This is a genomic window from Xanthomonas sp. LMG 12459 (genome assembly GCF_009192905.1).
In the GTDB taxonomy this organism is placed as follows: domain Bacteria; phylum Pseudomonadota; class Gammaproteobacteria; order Xanthomonadales; family Xanthomonadaceae; genus Xanthomonas_A; species Xanthomonas_A sontii.
Genome location: NZ_NSGT01000032.1, coordinates 58,084 through 80,409 on the forward strand (window position 1 = coordinate 58,084; position 22,326 = coordinate 80,409).

General features: G+C 70.0%; 18 protein-coding genes. 7 read left to right on the plus strand and 11 right to left on the minus strand.

Translation table 11 applies throughout. From position 1 onward, the window contains the following. The 4 genes from CEK65_RS08310 to CEK65_RS08325 all read right to left on the minus strand — a co-directional run bounded on the left by CEK65_RS08310 (position 1) and on the right by CEK65_RS08325 (position 3,651). Positions 1-1,839 (minus strand): DUF3300 domain-containing protein, encoded by a 1,839-nt coding sequence (locus CEK65_RS08310; RefSeq protein WP_152181402.1) that lies wholly within the window; start codon positions 1,837-1,839, stop codon positions 1-3. Between the two features lie 126 nt (positions 1,840-1,965). Further along, entirely contained in the window at positions 1,966-2,787 is an 822-nt protein-coding gene (zupT, locus tag CEK65_RS08315; RefSeq protein ID WP_152181403.1) for a zinc transporter ZupT, read from the minus strand. A gap of 85 nt (positions 2,788-2,872) precedes the next feature. Next, positions 2,873-3,304 carry an energy transducer TonB gene (locus CEK65_RS08320; RefSeq protein WP_043090883.1) on the minus strand — a complete coding sequence of 144 codons (432 nt, stop codon included), beginning with the start codon at positions 3,302-3,304 and terminating at the stop codon, positions 2,873-2,875. Between the two features lie 5 nt (positions 3,305-3,309). After that, the gene (locus CEK65_RS08325; protein ID WP_017910810.1) at positions 3,310-3,651 is read right to left on the minus strand and encodes a 4a-hydroxytetrahydrobiopterin dehydratase; all 342 of its coding nucleotides are present in this window, start codon (positions 3,649-3,651) and stop codon (positions 3,310-3,312) included. Between the two features lie 86 nt (positions 3,652-3,737). On the opposite strand from CEK65_RS08325, the gene CEK65_RS08330 reads away from it, so the two are divergent. Both CEK65_RS08330 and CEK65_RS08335 read left to right on the plus strand, forming a co-directional pair. After that, positions 3,738-4,334, plus strand: coding sequence for an NfuA family Fe-S biogenesis protein (locus CEK65_RS08330; RefSeq protein WP_010343876.1), 597 nt, complete (start codon positions 3,738-3,740; stop codon positions 4,332-4,334). Positions 4,335-4,347: 13 nt separating this feature from the next. After that, positions 4,348-6,039 carry a transmembrane repetitive protein gene (locus tag CEK65_RS08335; RefSeq protein WP_152181404.1) on the plus strand — a complete coding sequence of 564 codons (1,692 nt, stop codon included), beginning with the start codon at positions 4,348-4,350 and terminating at the stop codon, positions 6,037-6,039. A gap of 350 nt (positions 6,040-6,389) precedes the next feature. On the opposite strand, the gene CEK65_RS08340 is transcribed toward CEK65_RS08335, so the two are convergent. Both CEK65_RS08340 and CEK65_RS08345 read right to left on the minus strand, forming a co-directional pair. Beyond that, positions 6,390-6,851: a cytochrome c gene (locus CEK65_RS08340; protein WP_017911097.1), complete on the minus strand. Its 462-nt coding sequence runs from the start codon at positions 6,849-6,851 to the stop codon at positions 6,390-6,392. A gap of 7 nt (positions 6,852-6,858) precedes the next feature. Next, positions 6,859-7,242: a cytochrome c gene (locus tag CEK65_RS08345; RefSeq protein ID WP_026143839.1), complete on the minus strand. Its 384-nt coding sequence runs from the start codon at positions 7,240-7,242 to the stop codon at positions 6,859-6,861. A 194-nt stretch (positions 7,243-7,436) separates the two neighbouring features. On the opposite strand from CEK65_RS08345, the gene CEK65_RS08350 reads away from it, so the two are divergent. From CEK65_RS08350 to CEK65_RS08360, 3 genes are read left to right on the plus strand one after another with little or no spacing between them, the layout of a single operon-like run. Further along, positions 7,437-8,555, plus strand: a complete 1,119-nt coding sequence (locus CEK65_RS08350; RefSeq protein WP_152181405.1) for an efflux RND transporter periplasmic adaptor subunit — start codon at positions 7,437-7,439, stop codon at positions 8,553-8,555. Next, positions 8,555-12,061 carry an efflux RND transporter permease subunit gene (locus CEK65_RS08355; RefSeq protein WP_152181406.1) on the plus strand — a complete coding sequence of 1,169 codons (3,507 nt, stop codon included), beginning with the start codon at positions 8,555-8,557 and terminating at the stop codon, positions 12,059-12,061. Before CEK65_RS08350 ends, CEK65_RS08355 begins: the two co-directional genes overlap by 1 nt. Continuing rightward, positions 12,058-15,144 carry an efflux RND transporter permease subunit gene (locus CEK65_RS08360; RefSeq protein WP_152181407.1) on the plus strand — a complete coding sequence of 1,029 codons (3,087 nt, stop codon included), beginning with the start codon at positions 12,058-12,060 and terminating at the stop codon, positions 15,142-15,144. The genes CEK65_RS08355 and CEK65_RS08360 overlap by 4 nt, the downstream gene beginning before the upstream one ends. A gap of 131 nt (positions 15,145-15,275) precedes the next feature. On the opposite strand, the gene CEK65_RS08365 is transcribed toward CEK65_RS08360, so the two are convergent. From CEK65_RS08365 to ykgO, 5 genes are all read right to left on the minus strand, one after another. Then, positions 15,276-16,556: a TraB/GumN family protein gene (locus CEK65_RS08365; RefSeq protein ID WP_193314731.1), complete on the minus strand. Its 1,281-nt coding sequence runs from the start codon at positions 16,554-16,556 to the stop codon at positions 15,276-15,278. 157 nt (positions 16,557-16,713) lie between these two features. Beyond that, entirely contained in the window at positions 16,714-17,598 is an 885-nt protein-coding gene (locus CEK65_RS08370) for a carbon-nitrogen hydrolase (RefSeq protein ID WP_043092109.1), read from the minus strand. Between the two features lie 141 nt (positions 17,599-17,739). Next, positions 17,740-18,777, minus strand: a complete 1,038-nt coding sequence (locus CEK65_RS08375; protein ID WP_043092108.1) for an agmatine deiminase family protein — start codon at positions 18,775-18,777, stop codon at positions 17,740-17,742. 168 nt (positions 18,778-18,945) lie between these two features. Further along, a complete protein-coding gene (locus tag CEK65_RS08380) occupies positions 18,946-19,275 on the minus strand; it encodes a hypothetical protein (RefSeq protein ID WP_017913727.1) in 330 nt (109 codons plus the stop codon). A 127-nt stretch (positions 19,276-19,402) separates the two neighbouring features. Next, positions 19,403-19,528, minus strand: coding sequence for a type B 50S ribosomal protein L36 (gene ykgO, locus CEK65_RS08385; protein ID WP_010342887.1), 126 nt, complete (start codon positions 19,526-19,528; stop codon positions 19,403-19,405). 172 nt (positions 19,529-19,700) lie between these two features. On the opposite strand from ykgO, the gene cmk reads away from it, so the two are divergent. Next, positions 19,701-20,372 carry a (d)CMP kinase gene (gene cmk, locus CEK65_RS08390; RefSeq protein WP_152181409.1) on the plus strand — a complete coding sequence of 224 codons (672 nt, stop codon included), beginning with the start codon at positions 19,701-19,703 and terminating at the stop codon, positions 20,370-20,372. Between the two features lie 230 nt (positions 20,373-20,602). Next, on the plus strand, positions 20,603-22,282 hold the full coding sequence (gene rpsA, locus CEK65_RS08395; protein WP_010342889.1) for a 30S ribosomal protein S1: 1,680 nt from the start codon (positions 20,603-20,605) through the stop codon (positions 22,280-22,282). Positions 22,283-22,326 lie beyond the last annotated feature (44 nt).

The window sequence follows — 22,326 nt, forward strand, 5'->3', positions numbered from 1 at the left end:
TCAGCTTTCGTGATGGTCGTGATCGTGGTGCCCGTCGTGATGGGCGGGTGCCGGGCGCTGTGCCGGATGCGACTCGGCCGGCCGCGGCTCGGGCATGCGCGGAGGCGGGGAGAAGCGGGCCACGCGCTGCTCCTGGCGTTGTTCCTGACGCTGCTCCTGGCGCGGTTCCGGCATCGGCGCACGCATCGCCTCGCGCGGCATCTGCGGCGCGCGCGCCTCGCGCTCGGGCGCCGGCGCATGCCAGGCCTGCGCGCGCGGGGCTTCGCTCGGCATCGCCTGGCGCGGCGGCTCCGTGCGTGCCATCTCGCGGGCGAAACCGGACGGCTGCATGCCCGGGTCGCCGCGCCGCGGCGGTTCCGCAAAGCGCGCTTCCGGCATGCCGCGGTTGGCGATGGCCTCGCGCGGCGCCTGGCTGGGCGTCAGCGCCTGCGGTACCGGGCGGCCATGGAACTGCGGGACCGGCATCGCCGGAGCCGCGCGCGGCGCGCTCGGCTGGGCCATCGCCACGCTGCGTTGCGGAGCTGCGGCATGCTGCACAAAACCGGGCAGCAGGCGCGGATCGCGCGCGGTCGCCATGGCCGCCGGGGTGCCTGGGGCCGGCAGGCGCTGCACCGACGGTGGCATCGCCGCGACCGGGCGGCCGGCCTGCAGCATCTGGCTGGTGAAATGCGGCATGGTCTGCGGCATCGCCGGCGGCTGCGCGCGGGCCGGCCCGAACGCGGCTGCCGGGGTGCGCGCCGCCATCGCCGCGGCGGCCATCGCGGCCCCGGGCGCACGCGCGGCAGCGAAGGCCTGCTGCCCGCCCGGACCGCCCATCGGCGCAACCGGCGGCGGCGCACCGCGGTAGTCGTTGTGCACGTAGCTGCGGTTGTCGTAGTGATTGTTGATGATGGTGGTGCGCGGCGCGTACACGCTGTTGCGGTAGACCACGTAGTTCGGCGCCGACGGCGGCGCGTTCCAGTTCACCCCCCAGTTGTTCCAGCCCCAGCTGTGCCACGGCGGCGCCGGTTCCAGCCAGCCGAACACGCTGTGGTGGTGGTGTTCGAGCGCGTCGCCGACCAGCACGCCAACGCCGAAGGAGATGATGCCGGCGGTGACCAGGTCGCCGGTGTCGTAGTAGGGGCGCGGCGGGCGATAGCGGTACTCGCGGTAGACGTTGACCGGTGCGCCGTAGACCACGTCGGGGTCGTAACGCGGCACGTAGACCACGTCCGGCTGCGCCGGTTCGATGACGATGGTGCGGGTCGGCGGCGGCACCGCGTCGGCGTAGGCCGGGGCCGGTTGCACCACGGTGCGCTGCACCACCTGCACGCGTTGCTGCGGGGTGCTGCGCAGGTGGCCCTGCGCCTGAGCGCGCTGGCGCATCACCTGCACCGCGTCCAGCACCTGGTTGGGATCGTGGGCATAGGCGTCGCCCAGCGCGCGGGTCCAGTCGCCGTTGCCGGCCAACTGGTCGACCACGTCGGGGAAGGCGGTCAGCGCCTTGACGCTGGGGTCCCAGGGTTGCGCCGCGGCCGCCTGCAGGCGGTCGGTGGCGGACAGGGTACGGTTGTTGCGCAGCCAATCCTGCGCGGACACCACCTGGTCCGGGTACACCGAGGCGGCCAGGGTCTGCGCCAGCAGCTTGTCCGGGAACAGCGCGATCGGCGCGACCAGTTGATAGAGCTGGTCGGCGGTCGGGGCCACATAGGGGGCAGGTGCGGGTGCCGCGGCCGGGGCGGGCGCATCGGCCTGGGCCGCAGGAGTGGGCGTGTCCTGCCGCTGGCAGGCGCCCAGCGCCACCACGCTCAGTGCGGTGAACAGGGCCAGCCTGGCCGGGGGCAGGGGACGGAGATCCATGCGACACCTCATCGAGCGGGGCGAAGGTGGCCGCAGCATGCGCCGCCTTGGGTGTCTGCGACCTTTCTGCGCAGCGCGCTCGCGCAGGCCAGCGAGCGCGCGTTCAGCCGGCGTCGGCCGCTGCCATCAGACCGGTGCGGACAGTCGGAACAGCACCAGGCTGAGCGCCAGCGTGGCCATGCCTGCGACCAGGCCGTACACCGTCTCGTGCCCCTGTGCGTAGCGCTTGGCGGCCGGCAGCAATTCGTCCAGGGCCAGGAACACCATCACCCCAGCGATCAGCCCGAACACCGCACCGAACACCGCCTCGGACAAAAAGCGCGCAAGCGCGACGTAGCCGATCAGCGCGCCGATCGGCTCGGCCAGGCCGGACAGCAGGCTGGCGGCGAAGGCATAGGACTTGCGCCCGGTGGCGTAATGCACCGGCACCGCGATGGCGATGCCCTCGGGGATGTTGTGCACGGCGATGGCGAAGGCCAGCGGCATGCCCACCGCCGGACTCTCCAGCGTCGCGAAGAAGGTGGCCAGACCCTCCGGAAAGTTGTGCGCGGTGATCGCCACCGCGGTGAGCAGGCCGACGCGCTTGACGTAGGCGCGGTTGTCGTCGCGGAACAGCGGGTCGCGGCTGTTGAGGCTTTCGTGCGGATTGGGCACCAGCCGGTCGATGGTCACGATCAGCACCATGCCGGCCAGGAACGCCAGGGTGGCGTAGGCCTGGCCCAGGCGCGGATCGAAGGCCGCGCTGAAGGCGGCGATCGACTTGCCGAGGATTTCGGTCAGCGATACGTACACCATCGCGCCGGCGGAGAACGCCAGGCCGAAGGCGAGCAGGCGTGGATTGGGTCCCTTGCTGAACAACACCAGCACGCTGCCCAGGCCGGTGGTCAGGCCGGCGCCGAGGGTCACGGCGAGCGCGACCAGGACATTGTGCAGTGGGATCTCCAGCATGCGCCGGCGGCTCCGAGGACGAGGCGTCGATCAAACCCGGCGCGGTGCGGGTGTCGCGTGAAGGCGCGCGGTGCGCGCCCGTGGTTCAGCCGGCCTTGTGCGCCTGCGCGTCCAGCGCGAAGCAACGGTCCGGGCGCGGCTGCGGCGGATTGAAGTTGACCGGCACCTGGATGGTCCACGGCACCGCTTGGCCGTTGCGGGTAGCGGGATTGAAGGTCCAGCCGCGCACGGCTTGCTGCGCCGAGGCGTCGAGCTTGGCCTGGCCGCTGCCGGTGACCACGTCGACTTCGGTGGGCTTGCCCTGCACGCCGACCACCACCTTCAGCACCACGGTGCCGCCGATGCCGGCGCAGGCCACGTCGATCGGGTAGTCCGGCGGCGGTGTCTTCACCGCGGCGACCTCGGTCGGCGGCTGGGTCACGGTGTGTTGCTGGGATTGCTGGGATTGGCCGCAGGCGCTGAGCAGCACGGCGCTCAGGCAGGCCAGGGGGAGCAGACGGCGGGCGGCAACGGTCATGTGGGTCATTCCGGAAGAGCGGACGCCTTGGCGGCGCAGATGAAGTCGTTCTCGCTGAGGCCACCGACGTCGTGGGTGGAATAGCGCACCACCACGCGGTCGTAGTGCACGCCCAGGTCGGGGTGGTGGTCTTCGCGGTGCGCGATCCAGGCCAACGCGTTGACGAAGGCCAGGGTGCGGTAATAGTCGGGGAAGCGGAAGGTGCGGCTGATCGCGTTGCCGTTCTCGACCACTTCCCAGCCGGGCACCTGCGGCAGCAGTTCGGCCAGGCGCGCCTGGGTCAGTCTGTATTCGCTGCCCTTGCAGGGCGAGCAATGGGCCTGGGCGAGCGGGATCAGGTCGTTCATGGAAGGTCTCTGCGGTGGAACGGACAGGGCCGGTCAAGATACCGCCCGCGATGAGCGCAGGGCGTGGAAGGGTCTAGAATACCCGCATGATCCAGATCTCAGACAACGCACAGGCCCATTTCCGCAAGCTGCTCGAACGCGAGGCCGTGCCCGGCATGGGCGTGCGCCTGAGCGCGGTCGATGCCGGCACCCCGCGCGCCGATGCGCGGCTGGAGTTCGCCGAGCCGGCGGACCTGGCCGGCGACGAATGGGCGATCGACTGCGCCGGTTTTACCCTGTACGTGGCGGCCGACAGCGTCGGCTGGCTCGACGGCGCCGAAATCGACTACGTCACCCAGGGCACCGGCCAGCAGCTCACCATCAAGGCGCCCAAGATCAAGGGCGAAGCGCCGGGCGAGGCGGCCTCGCTGGTGGAGCGGGTGCGCTGGGTGGTGGAGAACGAGGTCAATCCGCAGTTGGCCCAGCACGGCGGCCGCGTGGCGGTGCAGGAAGTCTCCGCCGACGGCGTGGTGCTGCTGCGCTTCGGCGGTGGCTGCCACGGCTGCGGCATGGCCGACGTGACCTTGAAGCAGGGTATCGAGAAGACGCTGATGGGCCGCGTGCCGGGGGTGACCGCGGTGCGCGACGCCACCGACCACGACAGCGGCAGCGCTCCCTACATCCCGCGCGATTCGGCCGCCTGACGTTTCGCTGCCGGTGACGCGCGCCGCCGACATCCTCGATGTGTTGTTGGCGCGCACGCCGCGCAAGCTGCTGCGCGATCGCCGCACCGGCCTGCCGTATGCATGGGCGCACTGGATCGCGGCGCAGCCTGCGCTGCCGCGGCCGTTCGCGGCTCCCGAACTGATCGCGGCGATGCCGCCGGCGCAGCCGCCGGCGACCCTGCGCCTGCCGGCCTTGCCGCTGTGGCAGGCGTTCCGCCGGTTGTGGTGGCAGCACTGGGATCCGGCGCCGTACGACCAGCGCTGGTGGCGGCGCATCGCCGTGCTGCTCAGCCTGCTGCTGCATCTGCTGTTCGCGGTGTTCCTGCTGTGGGTGGCGTTCGTGCGCTGGCTGCCGCCGCTGACCGATGCGGACCAGGCCGGACGCGTGCAGGTGGAATTCGTCGGCCGCGGCACGCCCGCCGAGAGCGGCGGTGGGGCGCCGGCCGAGGCGGCGGCATCCGCGGAGGCGACGTCGCCGACCCCGCCGCGTGCGCGCCCGACGCCGCCGGCCGCTGCAGCGCCCGCGCCTGCACCGGCCGCGGAGCCAGCGCCGGCTCCGCCGGTGCCCGCGCCGACCACGGCCAGTGCGCCGCCACCGCCGCCGGTTGAGCAGCCGCTGCAGGTGACCGAAACGCCGACGCCCACCCGCGACTTCGTACTGCCGCCGCCACCGAGCGTGCGTGTAGCGGTGCCGACACCGCGCGCGGTGGTGCCGCCCGACGTACAGGTGTCGGTGCGCGAGGTCGAAGTGGTCACCGACGTGCCGACCGTGGCGCAACTGCGGTCGCGCGACATCGCGGTGCCGCGCCCAGTCGCACCGCAGGTACAGGTGCGCGAACGGGAAGTGCCGGCACCGCTGCCGCAGGTGCAGGTTCCCGCACCACAGCTGCGCACGCCGACGCCCACGCCGGTGTTGCGCAGTGCGGACGTGCCGCAGGTGCGGCAGATCGAAGTGCCGACGCCGAGCACCGCCACCGCGAGCGCACCCACGCCGGCACCGGCGGCTGCCCCGGCCGCAAGCCCGGACACGACGCCGGCGAGCGCGCAGACCCCGCAGCCGGCGCCGGCCGGCGCTGCGGCCAGTGCGACTGCCAAGCCGACCGCGCCCGCGGCCGGCACCGCGCCGCCCGGCAGCCAGGCCGCGAGCCCGGGCAGCGGTCCGGCGCCGGTCGCACGTGACGGCGGCTGGGCCACGCCGCAGCGCGGCGACGACTGGGGTGCGGCCGCACGCAACCGCCCCGGCGATGCCGGTGCCGGCGCCAGCAAGGGCGGCGGCCTGTTCAATGCCGACGGCAGCGTGCGCCTGGCCGATGGCCGCGGCAACGACCAGGCACCGGCGCGCAGCGCACCCGGCTCGGAGACCGACACCTGGACGCGGGAGCGCATCGAAAAGGCCGGGGAATGGCTCAAACGTCCGCCGTACGACTACACGCCGACTTCGTTCGACAAGTACTGGCTGCCGAACGCGACGCTGCTGGAAGAGTGGGTGCGGCGCGGCATCAAGTCGGTGAAGATCCCGATTCCGGGCACCACCAGCAGCATTTCCTGTGTGGTCTCGATTCTGCAGGTGGGCGGCGGCTGCAGCATCACCGACCCCAATCTCAACGAGCAGCCGGCTGGCGCGCGGCCGCCGCCGAACGTGCCGTTCAAACGCGAGCTGCAGGAAGACAACGGCAGTCGCTGAGTGGCGGGCTATCCGCCCGCTCACACATGCGGGCGCCGCACATCACCAGCTGCGGCACACGCGGACCGGGCGCGGTTTGGTCCGAGTGGACGACTTCAGCTGGCACGGCGTTGCCTGCGAGGGCTCATCGCGGATGAAGCCGCTCTTAAGTGTGTGCCTCACGTCGTTGGATAGGGTCGAAGCGCCACCGGATCGCGCACCACGCGAGAGTGGCGGCGAGCTGGTCACGCGTCGACGGTGTCGCATCCGGAGCGCGCTCTGTGCGCAGTCCCGTCGCCGCTGCTCGGCGCAGTCTGGCGCAGGCGACCGGGCGCGTCATGTGGCGTGCGAGGTCCCTGCGCGCGGTGCGCTCAGTTCACGCCGTGCAAATCGCGCAACTGGCTGCTGCGCGAGCCGAAGTAGGCGGCCAGGTCGGCGATGTCCTGGTCGCTCAGCTGCGCTGCCTGCGGGCTCATCAGCGGATGCGTGCGGGTGCCGCCGCGGTAGGCCTGCAGCGCGTGTGCCAGGTAATCGCCGTACTGGCCGCCGAGCTTGGGATAGGTCGGGTCGATCGGCGCGTTGCCGTCGGCGCCGTGGCAGTCGATGCAGCTCTGCCCGGTGGCCTTGCCCTTGGCGTGGGCCAGCTTGTCGCCGGCGTCGATGCGCCCGCCGGGCAGGCCGGCGGAGGAGCCGGAACCGTGCTCGCCGCTGGCGTGGCCAGGGTCGCCGGCGGATTTGCTGGTGGATTCCACCTGCGATTGCGAACAGGCCCCCAGGCACAGGGCGGCAAGCAGGACGAGGGCGGGACGCAAGGCGTGCGCGGCGTTCGGCATGGGAGGCCTACTTGAGGGTGGACAGGAAAGCGGCGATGTCGGCGATCTCCTGGTCGGAGAAGCTTTCCGCCTGGGCCTGCATGGTCGGATGCTTGCGCTTGCCGAGCCGGTATTCGGTCAGCGCCTGGGTCAGGTACTGCGCCGACTGCCCGCCGATCTTGGGGATGCGGTAGCTGGGGTAGGCGTTCTTGTAGCCGGTGACGCCGTGGCAGCCCTGGCAGGTGTAGGTGAGCACCCGGCCGTTGGCCGCGTTGCCCTGAACAGGCGCGGGTGCCGCGGCTGCGGCGGCGGGAGCGGCGGGCGCCGGCGCGGTCTGCGCCATCGCCGGGGCGGCCCCAACAGAAACGAGTACGGCCAGAGCAAAACAAGCGGCTAGCGGCTGCGTGCGCATGGTTTCGTGGTCCGGAGGACGGATTGGGGTTCCGGCGTGGGGGAACACGGAACGGCCCGAGTATAGCCTCACCTTTCGCGGCTTCGAAACTGGCGGCGGTAGGCGACCCGTGACCTTTGGGGCATTCGGCACGACGTCGATTGGTGATCTACTTATCTACAACACCATTCACGCCATCCACCAAGGACACCACGATGACGCGATCGCTCACGCGCCGCACTGCCACTTGCGCTGCCGCGCTGTTGGTCACCACCACGCTGCTGCTGAGCGCCTGCAAGCCGGCCGCCGAGGCCAAGGCCAAGGCCGCCGACAGCGAAAAGGCACCGGAGGCGGTGCCGGTGGAGGTGGCGGCGGCCAGTCGCCGCGCGGTGGCGGCCAGCTACAGCGGCACCGCGGCGCTGGAAGCGCGCGCCGAATCGCAGGTGGTGGCCAAGACCTCCGGCGTGGCCCTGGCGGTGCTAGCCGAGGAAGGCCAGCAGGTGCGCGCCGGCCAGCCGCTGGTGCGGCTGGACCCCGACCGCGCGCGGCTGGCGCTGGCGCAAAGCGAGGCGCAGCTGCGCAAGCTGGAGAACAACTACCGCCGCTCGCAGCAACTGGTGGGCCAGCAACTGGTCAGCGCCGCCGACGTCGACCAGATCAAATACGACTTGGCCAACGTGCGCGCGCAACATCAGTTGGCCGCGCTGGAGCTGTCCTATGCCACGGTGGTGGCGCCGATCTCCGGGGTGATCGCCTCGCGTTCGATCAAGACCGGCAATTTCGTGCAGATCAACACGCCGATCTTCCGCATCGTCGACGATTCGCGCTTGGAGGCCACGCTCAACGTGCCCGAGCGCGAGCTGGCCACGCTCAAGACCGGGCAGCCGGTGACCCTGCTGGCCGATGCGCTGCCGGGCAAGCAGTTCCGCGGCCGGGTCGACCGCATCGCGCCGGTGGTGGATGCCGGCAGCGGCACCTTCCGCGTGGTCTGCGCCTTCGACGAAGGGGCGGAGGCGCTGCAGCCGGGCATGTTCGGCCGCATCCGCATCGATTACGACCAGCGCGCCGATGCGCTGGTGGTGCCGCGGCTGGCGCTGCTCGACGACGGCGAGCCGGCGGTGTTCCGCGTGGTCGCCGGCAAGGTCGCGCGGGTGCCGGTGACGCTGGGCTATGCCGAAGGGCCGTGGGTGGAGATCCGCCAGGGCCTGCAGCCCGGCGACCAGGTGGTCACCGCCGGCAAGGTCGCGCTGCGCGACGGCAGCCGCGTGCAGGTGATCGCGCCGCAGCGCGAGGTGGCCGAAGCCGCCCCGGCCACCACCGGCGGAGCGCGCTGATGCACGGCGCCGATTCCGACGCGCACGCACCGCCTGCGCCCGCCGCCGCGCACGGCGGCGGCCTGGTCGAGTTCGCCACCCGCCGCCGCGTGACCATCGCGATGATCACGCTGACCATGCTGCTGTTCGGCGCGATCGCGCTGCACGGGCTCAAGGTCAACCTGCTGCCGGACCTGAGCTATCCGACCCTGACCGTGCGCACCGAGTACGCCGGCGCCGCGCCGTCGGAGATCGAGACGCTGGTGACCGAGCCGGTCGAAGAAGCGGTCGGCGTGGTCAAGAACCTGCGCAAGCTCAAGTCGGTCTCGCGCACCGGGCAGAGCGACGTGGTGCTGGAGTTCGCCTGGGGCACCAACATGGACCAGGCCAGCCTGGAGGTGCGCGACAAGATGGAGGCGCTGTCGCTGCCGCTGGAGGCCAAGGCGCCGGTGCTGCTGCGCTTCAATCCGTCCACCCAACCGATCATGCGCCTGGTGCTGTCGAGCAAGACCGCCGCGCACACCGACGCCGAGGCGGTGCGCGCGCTGACCCAGTTGCGCCGCTACGCCGACGAGGACCTGAAGAAGAAGCTGGAGCCGGTGGCGGGCGTGGCCGCGGTCAAGGTCGGCGGTGGGCTGGAGGACGAGATCCAGGTCGACATCGACCAGCAGCGGCTGGCGCAGCTCAACATGCCGATCGACACGGTCATCGCGCGGCTCAAGGACGAGAACGTCAATCTCTCCGGCGGACGCCTGGAGCAGGGGACGCAGCGCTACCTGGTGCGCACGGTCAACCAGTTCGCCGACCTGGACGAGATTCGCAACCTGTTGCTGACCACCCAGGGCGCCGGCGGCAACGCGGCCGACGCGGCCCTGCAGCAGATGTATGCGATCGCCGCCTCCACCGGCTCGGAAGCCGCGATCGCGGCGGCCTCGGCGGCGCAGAGCGCGACCTCCAGCACGACCACCACCGTCGCTGGCGGCATGCCGATCCGGCTCAAGGACGTGGCGCAGGTGCGGCAGGGCTACAAGGAGCGCGAGGCGATCATCCGCCTGGGCGGCAAGGAGGCGGTGGAACTGGCCATCTACAAGGAAGGCGACGCCAACACCGTGGCCACCGCGGCGGCGCTGCGCAAGCGCCTGGAACAACTGCAGGCGCAGATTCCCGCCGACGCCGAACTGACCACGCTGGAAGACCAGTCGCGCTTCATCGAGCACGCCATCGGCGACGTCAAGAAGGACGCGGTGATCGGCGGCCTGTTGGCGATCCTGATCATCTTCCTGTTCCTGCGCGATGGGTGGAGCACGTTCGTGATCGGCCTGTCGCTGCCGGTGTCGATCGTGACCACGTTCTTCTTCATGGACAGGCTCGGCCTGAGCCTCAACGTGATGTCGCTGGGCGGCCTGGCGCTGGCCACCGGCCTGGTGGTGGACGATTCGATCGTGGTGCTGGAAAGCATCGCCAAGGCGCGCGAGCGCGGGCTGAGCGTGCTGGATACGGCGATCGTCGGCACCCGCGAGGTGGGCATGGCGGTGGTCGCCTCGACCCTGACCACGATCGCGGTGTTCCTGCCGCTGGTGTTCGTGGAGGGCGTGGCCGGGCAGCTGTTCCGCGACCAGGCGCTGACTGTGGCGATCGCCATCGCGATCTCGCTGGTGGTGTCGATGACGCTGATCCCGATGCTCAGCTCGCTGAAGGGCCGTGCGCCGCTGGCGTTCCCGGTGGAACCGGCGCCGCCGCACTGGCAGCCGCGGCGCGGCTGGCTGAAGCCGCTGGCCTGGAGCCGGCGCGGCGCAGGTGCAGCGGTGCGCGGCGTGTTCTTCGGCGTGGCCTGGCTGTGCGTGCGGCTGTGGCGCGGTGCGGTGGCGGTGGTCGCCCCGGTGATGCGCAAGGCCAGCGCCCTGGCGATGGCGCCGTACGCGCTGGCCGAGCGCGGCTACCTGCGGCTGCTGCCCGGCGCGCTGGCGCGTCCGGGCTGGGTGCTGGGACTGGCGGCGCTGGCCTTCGCCGCGACCCTGGCGGTGGCGCCGCTGCTGGGCGCCGACCTGATCCCGCAGCTGGCGCAGGATCGTTTCGAGATGACGGTGAAGCTGCCGGCCGGCACGCCGCTGCGGCAGACCGACGCGCTGGTGCGCGAACTGCAGGAGGTGCACGGCAAGGACGCGGGCGTGCAGGCGCTGTACGGCGTCAGCGGCAGCGGCACCCGGCTCGACGCCAACCCCACCGAGAGCGGCGAGAACATCGGCAAGCTGACCATCGCCATGGCCGGCGGCGGCAGCGCGCAGTTCGAGGCGCAGCAGAGCGAGCGCATGCGCGCGACGATGCGCAACCATCCGGGCGTGCAGGTCGGTTTCAGCCGGCCGGAGCTGTTCAGTTTCTCCACGCCGCTGGAGATCGAACTGCGCGGCCAGGACCTGCAGACCATCCAGCACGCCGGGCAGAAGCTGGCGGCGCTGCTGCGCGGCAACGGCCACTTCGCCGACGTCAAATCCACGGTGGAGGAGGGCTTCCCGGAGATCCAGATCCGCTTCGACCAGGAGCGCGCCGGCGCGCTGGGGCTGACCACCCGGCAGATCGCCGACGTGGTGGTGAAGAAGGTGCGCGGCGACGTCGCCACCCGCTACAGCTTCCGCGACCGCAAGATCGACGTGCTGGTGCGCGCGCAGCAGAGCGACCGCGCCAGCGTCGACAGCATCCGCCGGCTGATCGTCAATCCGGGCAGCAGCCGGCCGGTGACCCTGGACGCGGTCGCCGACGTGGTCGCCACCACCGGTCCCAGCGAGATCCACCGCGCCGACCAGATCCGCGTGGCGATCGTCTCGGCCAATCTGCGCGACATCGACCTGGGCACGGCGGTGCGCGAGGTCGGCGAGATGGTGGCGCGCGATCCGCTCGGCGCCGGCGTCGGCATGCACATCGGCGGGCAGGGCGAGGAACTGGCGCAATCGGCGCGCTCGCTGCTGTTCGCGTTCGGCCTGGCGGTGTTCCTGGTGTACCTGGTGATGGCCTCGCAGTTCGAGTCGCTGCTGCACCCGTTCGTCATCCTGTTCACCATCCCCCTGGCGCTGGTCGGCGCGGTGCTGGCGCTGCTGCTGACCGGCAAGCCGGTGTCGGTGGTGGTGTTCATCGGCCTGATCCTGCTGGTGGGCCTGGTGACCAAGAACGCGATCATCCTGATCGACAAGGTCAACCAGTTGCGCGAGGAAGGCGTGGCCAAGCGCGCGGCGCTGATCGAAGGCGCACGCTCGCGGCTGCGGCCGATCGTGATGACCACGCTGTGCACGCTGTTCGGCTTCCTGCCGCTGGCGATCGCCAGCGGCGAGGGCGCCGAGGTGCGCGCGCCGATGGCGATCACCGTGATCGGCGGGCTGCTGGTGTCCACGTTGCTGACCCTGCTGGTGATCCCGGTGGTCTACGACCGCCTGGACCGCCGCGCCGACGCGTACTACGCCGAACGCGGGCGACGTGCGCGGCAACGTGAAAACGGCGAGCAGCGCCTGCAGGACGGCGAGGGCGCGCCGGCATGAGCGTCGCCGAGTTCAGCATCCGCCGTCCGGTCACCACCATCATGTGCTTCGTGTCGCTGGTGGTGGTCGGGCTGATCGCCGCCTTCCGCCTGCCGCTGGAGGCCTTGCCGGACATCTCCGCGCCGTTCCTGTTCGTGCAGTTGCCGTACACCGGCTCGACCCCGGACGAGGTCGAGCGCAACCTGGTGCGGCCGACCGAGGAAGCGCTGGCGACGATGGCCGGGATCAAGCGCATGCGCTCGACCGCCACCGCCGACGGCGCCAACATCTTCATCGAGTTCTCCGACTGGGACCGCGACATCGCCATCGCTGCGTCCGATGCGCGCGAGCGCATCGACGCGATCCGCGCCGACCTGCCGGCCGACCTGCGGCGCTACAACGTGTTCAAGTGGTCCAGCAGCGACCAGCCGGTGTTGAAAGTACGCCTGGCCGGCGCAGCCGACCTGACCGGCGCGTACGACATGCTCGATCGCGAGTTCAAGCGTCGCCTGGAGCGCATTCCCGGGGTGGCCAAGGTGTCGGTGTCCGGCGCGCCGCCGAACGAGGTCGAGATCGCCATCGCCCCGGACCGGCTCAGCGCGCACAACCTCAGCCTCAACCAGCTCAGCGAGCGCCTGGGCAAGCTCAACTTCTCGCTGTCGGCCGGGCAGATCGACGACAACGGCCAGCGCCTGCGGGTGCAGCCGGTCGGCGAACTGCGCGACCTGCAGGAGCTGCGCGACCTGGTCATCGACGCCAAAGGCCTGCGCCTGGGCGACATCGCCGAGGTGCGGCTGAAGCCGACCCGGATGAGCTACGGGCGGCGCCTGGACGGGCGTCCGGCGGTGGGCCTGGACGTGTTCAAGGAGCGCAGCGCGAATCTGGTCGAGGTCTCGCGCGCGGTGCTGGCCGAGGTCGAGCAGATCCGCAAGCAGCCGGCGCTGAGCGACGTGCAGATCAAGGTCATCGACAACCAGGGCAAGGCGGTGACCTCGTCGCTGGCGGAGCTGGCCGAAGCCGGCGCGGTGGGCCTGCTGCTGTCGGTGACGGTGTTGTTCTTCTTCCTGCGGCACTGGCCGTCGACGCTGATGGTGACCCTGGCGATCCCGATCTGCTTCGCCATCACCCTGGGTTTCATGTATTTCGCCGGGGTCACCCTCAACATCCTGACCATGATGGGCCTGCTGCTGGCGGTGGGCATGCTGGTGGACAACGCGGTGGTGGTGGTGGAGAGCATCTACCAGGAGCGCGAGCGCATGCCCGACCAGCCGCAGCGCGCTTCCATCCTCGGCACCCGCAATGTCGCCATCGCGCTGTCGGCCGGCACCCTGTGCCATTGCATCGTGTTCCTGCCGAACCTGTTCGGCGAGACCAACAACATCAGCATCTTCATGTCGCAGATCGCCATCACCATCTCGGTGTCGCTGCTGGCGTCGTGGCTGGTGGCGGTGAGCCTGATCCCGATGCTGTCGGCGCGCATGCGCACCCCAGCGCTGCTGCATTCCCCGCACGGGCTGATCCCGCGCCTGCAGCGCCGCTACGCGCGGGTGCTGGCCTGGTCGCTGGCGCACCGTGGCTGGAGCGTGTGCGCGATCGTGCTGATCAGCGCGCTGAGCGTGATCCCGATGCTGCAGACCAAGAAGGACATGTTCGGCGGCGACGGCGGCGAGCAGGTCTTCATCGGCTACCAGTGGAAGGGCGCCTACACGCGCGAGCAGATGGCCGAGGAAGTGACCCGGCTGGAACGCTTCATCGACGCGCGCCGCGCGCAATACCACGTGACCCAGGTGTATTCCTGGTTCAGCGAGGAGGAGGGCAGCAGCACCACGCTCACCGTCGATCTGAAGCAGGTCCGCGACCTGCCGGCACTGATGGAACGCATCCGCAAGGAACTGCCGCGCTCGGCGCGGGTGGATTTCCACGTCGGCAACAGCAACGGCGGCGATGGCGGCAATGGCGGCGGGCAGACCGTGCAGGTGCAGTTGGTCGGCGATTCCACCGAGGCGCTGCGCGCGCTCGCCGACGACGTGGTGCCGGTGCTGGCGCGGCGCAAGGAGCTGCGCGACGTGCGCGTGGACAGCGGCGATCGCAGCGCCGAACTGGCGGTGCGGGTGGACCGCGAGCGCGCCGCCGCGTTCGGCTTCAGCGCCGAGCAGGTCGCCAGCTTCGTCGGCCTGGCGCTGCGCGGCGCGTCGCTGCGCGAGTTCCGCCACGGCGACAACGAGGTGCCGGTGTGGGTGCGCTTCGCCGGTGCCGAGCAGACCTCGCCGGAAGACCTGGACAGCTTCAACGTGCGCACCCAGGACGGGCGCAGCGTGCCGCTGCTGAGCCTGGTCGAGACGCAGCCGCGCGCGGCCGCGACCCAGATCGCCCGTACCAACCGGCAGACCACGCTGACCATCACCGCCAACCTCGGCGCCAAGGTCACCGCGCCGGAAGCCAAGCAGGCGATCGAGGACATCCTCAACGCAGTCAGCTTTCCGGTCGGCTACCGCTACAGCTTCGACGGCGCGGACGGCCAGGACGACGACCAGGCCAGCAAGCAGATGCTGTTCAACCTGCTGATCGCGTTGGTGATGATCTACGTGGTCATGGCCGCGATGTTCGAATCGCTGCTGTTTCCCGTGGCGATCATGAGCGGTGTGCTGTTCTCGGTGTTCGGCGTGTTCTGGCTGTTCTGGATCACCGGCACCAGCTTCGGGATCATGGCCTTCATCGGCATCCTGGTACTGATGGGCGTGGTGGTGAACAACGGCATCGTGATGATCGAGCACATCAACAATCTGCGCCGGCGCGGCCTGGGCCGCACCGAGGCGCTGATCGAAGGCTCGCGCGAGCGCCTTCGCCCGATCATGATGACCATGGGCACGGCGATCCTGGCGATGGTGCCGATCTCGCTGACCACCACGCAGATGTTCGGCGACGGCCCGGCCTACTACCCGATGGCGCGCGCCATCGCCGGCGGCCTGGCGTTCTCGACCGTGGTCAGCCTGCTGTTCCTGCCGACCATCTACGCGATCCTGGACGATCTCAGCAACGGCGTGGCCAACCTGGTGCGGCGCGCGCGTGGGCGTCGCGGCATGGCCGCGCAGATGGTGTCCTGATCCGGAGGCTTCAGACGACCTGTGGGAGGGGCTTCAGCCCCGACGCCGTAGCGCCGAGGCGTCGGGGCTGAAGCCCCTCCCACAAAGGCGAACCCGCGCGGTGACAGTTGCCGCCGCCGCGCGGCGGGTGTTCAACCCGCCAGCTTGCCGAAGATGCGGAAGCCGGCCAGCCACACGCCGAGCATGCTGCCCAGGTTGGTCAGCAGGAAGGTCAGCACCACCCGCGAGACGCGGTTGCGGTACCAGCCGCGCAGGTTCTGCGCATCGTCGCGCAGCGCCAGGAAATCGCCATAGGCCGGCTTGCGCATGTGCACTTCGACCAGGGCGCTGAACGCCCCGGCCGGCACGCCCGGGCGGAACGGCTTCAGCGGCGCGGCGATGGCGCCGGCGATCACGCTCAGCGGATGCCCGCCGGCCAGGATGCAGCCCAGCCCGGCCAGGCCGCCGGTGAACAGCACCCACTGCAGCAGCAGGTCGGTGCCCAGGGCGAAGCCGCCGTGCCAGTAGCCCCAGGCCACGCCGCCCAGCACCAGCGCGGTCAGGGTCAGGGTGATCCACGGCACCTTCTTCTTGGTTTGCACCTCTTCCAGCGCCTTGCGCAGCGTCGCCGGGTCGTCCTGGTCGCCCTGCAGGTGCCGCGCCAGGCCGGCCAGGTGGCCCGCGCCGACCACCGCCAGCACGTCGCGCACGCCGGCAACGGGGGCGCCATCCAGCGGTTCGACATTGCCGGCCAGCGGCAGCGCGCGCTGTTGCGCCTGTTCCTCGCGCAGGCGCGTGGCCATGTAGCGGTCGCGCTCGGCGATGATGGTGTCGTACAGCGCCGGGCTCTCGCTGGCGAAATCGCCGAAGCTGGCTTCGAGCATGTCGCCCTGCTTGAGCTTCTCGATCTCCGCCTCGCCGACCTCGTCGGAGGCGAACAAGCCGCCGAGCAGGCCGCTGGCCAGCTTCAGCTTGCCGAAGAAGCCGAGCCGGCTGGAGGCGCGCTTGAAGGTCAGGCCGACTTCGCGATCGATCAGGTACACCGGCAACTGCCGTTCGCGCGCCAGCAGGACTGCGCGCTTGAGTTCGGCGCCGGGCTCGATGCCCAGTTGCTCGGCCAGGCGCCGCTGGTAGGCGGCCAGCGCCAGGTTGGCGGCGAACAGGGCCACGCGGCCCTTGCGGATCACCTGCACCAGGTCCAGCTTGGTCAGCGCGTCCGGATCGGTCAGCGCCTGCAGGCGCTGCGGATCCAGTTCCACCGCCACCGCATCGAAACGGCCGCTGCCGATCGCCCGTTCCACCGCGGCGACGCTGGCCAGGGACACGTGCGCGGTGCCGAGCAGGGTGTAGCGGATGCCATCGCGTTCGACGATGCGGTACGGCTGGCCGTCGAACAGCGCATCGTCGCCGTCGGCCTGGGAAAGTTCGTTCATTCCATCACTCATCGGAGGGCGCCTCGGCAGCGCCGGGGCTCAGCGGGCATGGGGGTGTGAGGGCATCGGCCGCGACAGGCATGGGCGCCTGCGGCCGGGGTACGCTGCGTCGCAGCCAGCGGCGCAGCGCATGCGAGGACCGGGGCGGCGCTGCGGGTCAGTCGATGTAGCGCTTCAGCAGGTCGCCGTAGGCATCGATGCGGCGGTCGCGCAGGAACGGCCAGATCCGCCGCACGTGCTCGCTGCGCTGCAGGTCGACGTCGCAGACCAGCACGGTCGGCTCGCCACCGGCCTCGGCGATGAACTCGCCCTGCGGCCCGAGCACGTGGCTGTTGCCCCAGAACTGGATGCCCGACGCGCCCAGCGGCGACGGCTCGTGGCCGACCCGGTTGCAGCTCAGCACCGGCACGCCGTTGGCCACCGCATGGCCGCGATGGCTGAGGATCCAGGCATCGCGCTGGCGTTCCTGCTCGGCCTGTTCGTCGCTGGGGTCCCAGCCGATCGCAGTCGGATACAGCAGCAGTTCGGCGCCGGCCAGGGCCATCAGCCGCGCCGCTTCCGGATACCACTGGTCCCAGCACACCAGTACGCCGAGGCGGCCGACCGAGGTCTGGATCGGGGTGAAGCCCAGATCGCCCGGGGTGAAGTAGAACTTCTCGTAGAAACCCGGATCGTCGGGGATGTGCATTTTGCGGTACTTGCCGAGCAGGCTGCCGTCCTTTTCGAACACCACCGCGGTGTTGTGGTACAGCCCGGCGGCGCGGCGCTCGAACAGCGAGCCGACCAGGACCACGCCATGGCGCTTGGCCAGCGCGCCCAGGCGCTCGGTGCTGGGGCCGGGAATCGGCTCGGCCAAGTCGAATTCGTCCACCGATTCGTGCTGGCAGAAGTACGCGCCGTTGTGCAGTTCCTGCAGCAGCACCAGCTGCGCGCCCTGCGCGGCGGCCTCGGCCACACGCGATTCGATCACTGCCAGGTTCGCCGCGGCGTCGCCGTGGTTGCGCTCCTGGATCAGCGCGACGGAAAGAGTGTTTCGGCTCATTGCGGAATCAAGGTTCGCGGTAAACCGGCATGGTAGCGCGGATGGCCGCGCGGCAGGTTCCGGGGAGATGAATCCCGCGCCACGCTTGGCGGCGGCGCGGGTGCTCGGTGCTGCGCCGGCGTGCGGCGCAGGCGCGGCGGTTCAGTCCGCCAGCAGTCCGGCCGGCAGTTGCATGGTGATGCAGTGCAGGCTGCCGTTCTGCCAGATCAGCGCGCGACAGGGGATCGGCACGATCTCGTGCTGCGGGAAGGCCTGCGCCATCACCGCCTGCGCCTGCGCATCGGCCGCGTCGCCGTAGGCCGGCATCAGCACCGCGCCGTTGACGATCAGGAAGTTGGCGTAGGAGGCGGCCAGGCGCCGGCCCTGATCGATCACCGGCTGCGCCCACGGCAGCGGGAACAGCCGATAAGGCGCGCCCTCGGCGGTACGCAACGCGGCCAGTTCGGCGCCCATCGCCTGCAGCTCGGCGAAGTGCGAATCGCCGGCGTCGTCGCAGGCCTGGTAGACGATCGCATCGGTCCCGGCGAAGCGGGCGAGGGTGTCGATGTGCGCGTCGGTGTCGTCGCCTTCCAGGTAGCCGTGGTCCAGCCACAGCACGCGCTGCTGCGTCAGCCAGTCGGCCAGATCGTGGCTGAGCGATTCGCGGCTGCGCTGCGGGTGGCGCTCGTGCAGGCACTGCCAGGTGGTCAGCAGGGTGCCGGCGCCGTCGCAGTCGATGGCGCCGCCTTCCAGAGCGAAGTCGATGCGGCGCACGTCGCTGTCGGCGAACAGGCCCTGCTCGGCCAGCACGCTCACCAACTGGTCGTCGCGGCTGGCCTGGAACTTGCCGCCCCAGCCGGTGAAGCGGAAGTCCAGCAGCTGGAAGCCGCCGCCGGCGCGCGCCAGGGTGATCGGGCCGGAATCGCGCAGCCAGGTGTCGTCGTACTCGGCCTCGACGAAGCGCACCCGCTGCATGTCCACCCGCGCCGAGCGCAGCCGCGCCTCTGCGTAGATCTGCAGATCGGCGTCGGCCACGCAGATCAGCACCCGCTGGAAGCGCACGATCGCCGCGACCAGGGCGATGTAGGTTTCCTCGACCTCGGCCAGGCGCTCGGCCCAGTCGGTGCCGGCATGCGGCCAGGCGATCAGGATGGCGGACTGGGGCTCCCATTCCGCGGGAAGGCGAAGACGATCAGTCATTGCGACCACTACTCAGGTTGTGCCCGGCATCGCGCCAGGGTGTGTGTCGTTCGTATCCCGCACCGGCGGGGCGCGGGAGCTTTGCGCCGCGCCGCGACTGGGCGACCGCGACGCGGCAGTGCTGGGGTGCTCGGCCAGGCGCACGCGCGACCGGGCGCAGGGTCGGCGTCAGCGGATCGCGGGTTTCGGGCCGATCTCGTTGGCGTCGGCCTTGTTGGCGACCACGTCCACCACCTTCTGTTTCTCGAAGTACACGGTGAAGGCCGGATAGACCCAGCGGTTGATGGTCGGCCATTGCCGCTTCTGGCCGCCGCGCGGCTCCAGTTTCTGCTGCGGTGCGCCGTAGCGCGCCTGCACCTGGGCCATGCTCAGGCCGCGGGTCGGCAGCGCCGCGGCGGGCTCTTCCTTGACCCGGTCGACCAGCAGGGTCTCGGCGTGGGCGCCGCCGGCCAGGCCCAACACGGCCAGCAGCGGCAGGACGGACAGACGATGCTTCATCACGTGTACTCCCCAGAGGACGAGCGCCGATTACAGCAAACTTCGATAACAAAAAACCGCCCGAAGGCGGCTTTCGTCGACGACCGGCCACCGCTGCGCGCGGCGCGGCAGGGCAGGCCGGGTCGGATCAGCGCTGACGCGCCTTGAAACGGGGGTTGGACTTGCAGATCACGAAGACCTTGCCGCGGCGGCGGACCACCTTGCAGTCGCGGTGACGGGCCTTCGCCGACTTCAGGGAGGACAGGACTTTCATGGCACACCTCGGCGTAAACTTGTGGATTCGAAGGAGGGCGGCACGGCCGAAACCATGGCGCGGGATCAGTAAGCCGGCGATTGTAGCCTGGTTTTCTTCATGGTTTCAACTGCTTGCGCCAGCCCGGCCGGCGTCGGCGCTACAATGCGCCGCCCCCCGTCCGAGGAACCGCATGAACGAGCCCGCTCCCGTCCTGACCATCGATGGCCCTTCCGGGGCCGGCAAAGGCACCGTCAGCCGCATCGTCGCCGCCCGCCTGGGCTGGCATTACCTGGATTCGGGGGCGCTGTACCGGGCGGTCGGGGTGGCGGCCAGCTGGGCCAATCTGGACATTTCCGACGCCGCCGCCCTGGTGCGCTGCACGTTCGACACCCGAGTAGAGTTCGACGAGGTCGCCGATGGCGGCCTGCGGGTGCGGATCAACGGCGCCGATGCCACCGACGAGCTGCGCCTGGAGACCACCGGTGCGGTGGCCTCGGCGATCGCCGCCATCCCCGAGGTGCGTGCGGCGCTGAAACAGCGCCAGCGCGCCTTCCGCACCCCGCCGGGGCTGGTCGCCGACGGTCGCGATATGGGGACGGTGATTTTTCCGGACGCCCCGTACAAGGTGTTCCTGACCGCCAGCGCCGAGGAGCGCGCCCAGCGCCGGCATAAGCAGTTGAAGAAAAAAGGGGTTTCGGTTATATTCGACGACCTGCTGCGCGAGATCATGGCCCGCGACGCACGCGATGCGCAACGCGCGGTGGCCCCGCTGAGGCCGGCAGACGATGCCGTCCTCCTCGATACCACCGGCATGGACATCGACCAGGTGGTGGGCCGCGTCCTGCAGTTGCTGCCGGTCTGAGCGGCACGCAGGGCAGGGCAGCAGTTTGGTGGCGTCATCCGCGCCACCGGTTCCTCGTTACACCCGCAACATCCATGTTCCATCGATAGCGTCAAAGGCTCCGCTGCGCAATTCCGCGCTGCGGTTTTTCCATTCCACACCCGGCCGCTGTTCGGGCCGACTAACAGGTGGACAGTCGCTGTTTTCCAGAAGAAAACGCCCTGTCCGTGTGTCCACTAGAGTAATTTCAAATGACCGAATCTTTTGCCGAACTGTTCGAAGCCAGCCAAGCCAACCTGGCCAAGCTGAAGCCCGGCGCCATCGTCACCGGTACCGTCGTGGAAGTCCGCGGCGACGTGGTGGTGATCAACGCCGGCCTGAAGTCCGAAGGCATCGTGCCGATCGAGCAGTTCCGTAACGACGCTGGCGAAATCGACGTCGCCGAAGGCGACCTGGTCAAGGTCGCGCTCGACTCGCTCGAGAACGGCTTCGGCGAGACCGTGCTGTCGCGCGAGAAGGCCAAGCGCGCCATGGTGTGGGACGAGCTGGAAGAAGCGTTGGAGAAGAACGAGACCATCACCGGCCGCATCAGCGGCAAGGTCAAGGGTGGTTTCACCGTGGACATCAAGGATGTCCGCGCGTTCCTGCCCGGTTCGCTGGTGGATGTGCGCCCGGTGCGCGACCCGGCCTACCTGGAAGGCAAGGAACTGGAGTTCAAGCTGATCAAGCTGGACCGCAAGCGCAACAACGTGGTGGTCTCGCGTCGTGCGGTGGTCGAGAGCGAGCACTCGGAAGAGCGCGAGCAGCTGATGGACAAGCTGCAGGAAGGCGCGATTCTGAAGGGCGTGGTCAAGAACCTGACCGACTACGGCGCGTTCGTGGACCTGGGCGGCATCGACGGCCTGCTGCACATCACCGACATGGCCTGGAAGCGCGTGCGCCATCCGTCCGAAGTGGTCAACGTCGGCGACGAGCTGGACGTGCGCGTGCTGAAGTTCGATCGCGAGCGTAACCGCGTCAGCCTCGGCCTGAAGCAACTGGGCGAGGATCCGTGGGACAACATCGCGCGTCGTTACCCGGCCAACAGCCGCGTGTTCGGCAAGGTCTCCAACGTCACCGATTACGGCGCGTTCGTCGAGATCGAGCCGGGCGTGGAAGGCCTGGTGCACGTGTCCGAGATGGACTGGACCAACAAGAACGTCAACCCGTCCAAGGTCGTGCAGGTCGGCGACGAAGTCGAAGTGATGGTGCTGGACGTGGACGAAGAGCGTCGCCGCATCTCGCTGGGCATGAAGCAGGTCGCCGCCAATCCGTGGGAGACCTTCGCCGCCACCCACAAGAAGAACGACAAGGTGTCCGGCCAGATCAAGTCGATCACCGACTTCGGCATCTTCATCGGCCTGGACGGCGGCATCGACGGCCTGGTGCACCTGTCCGACATCAGCTGGAACACCACCGGCGAAGACATCGTGCGCAACTTCAAGAAGGGCGACACGCTGGAAGCCGTGGTGCTGGCGGTGGACCCGGAGCGCGAGCGCATCAGCCTGGGCGTCAAGCAGCTGGAGCAGGATCCGTTCGGCCAGTACATGGCCGCCAACCCGAAGGGCTCGAAGGTCGAGGGCGTGGTGCGTGAAGTGGACGCCAAGGGCGCCACCATCGACCTGGCCGACGGCATCGAAGGCTACGTCGCCGCGCGCGACATCGCCAACGAGCGCGTCGACGACGCCAGCCAGCACCTGAAGGTCGGCGACAAGATCGAAGCCAAGTTCGTGGGCATGGACCGCAAGGGCCGCACCCTGCAGCTGTCGATCAAGGCCAAGGACGATGCCGAAATGCGCGAAGTGCTGGAGGAATACCAGTCCGCGTCGGGCGGCACCACCCAGCTGGGCGCGCTGCTGCGTGCGCAGCTGAACGGCAACAAGTCCGAGTAATCCGCCACACGCAGCGTTACTGGCACGGCCCGGTGTTCCCGGGC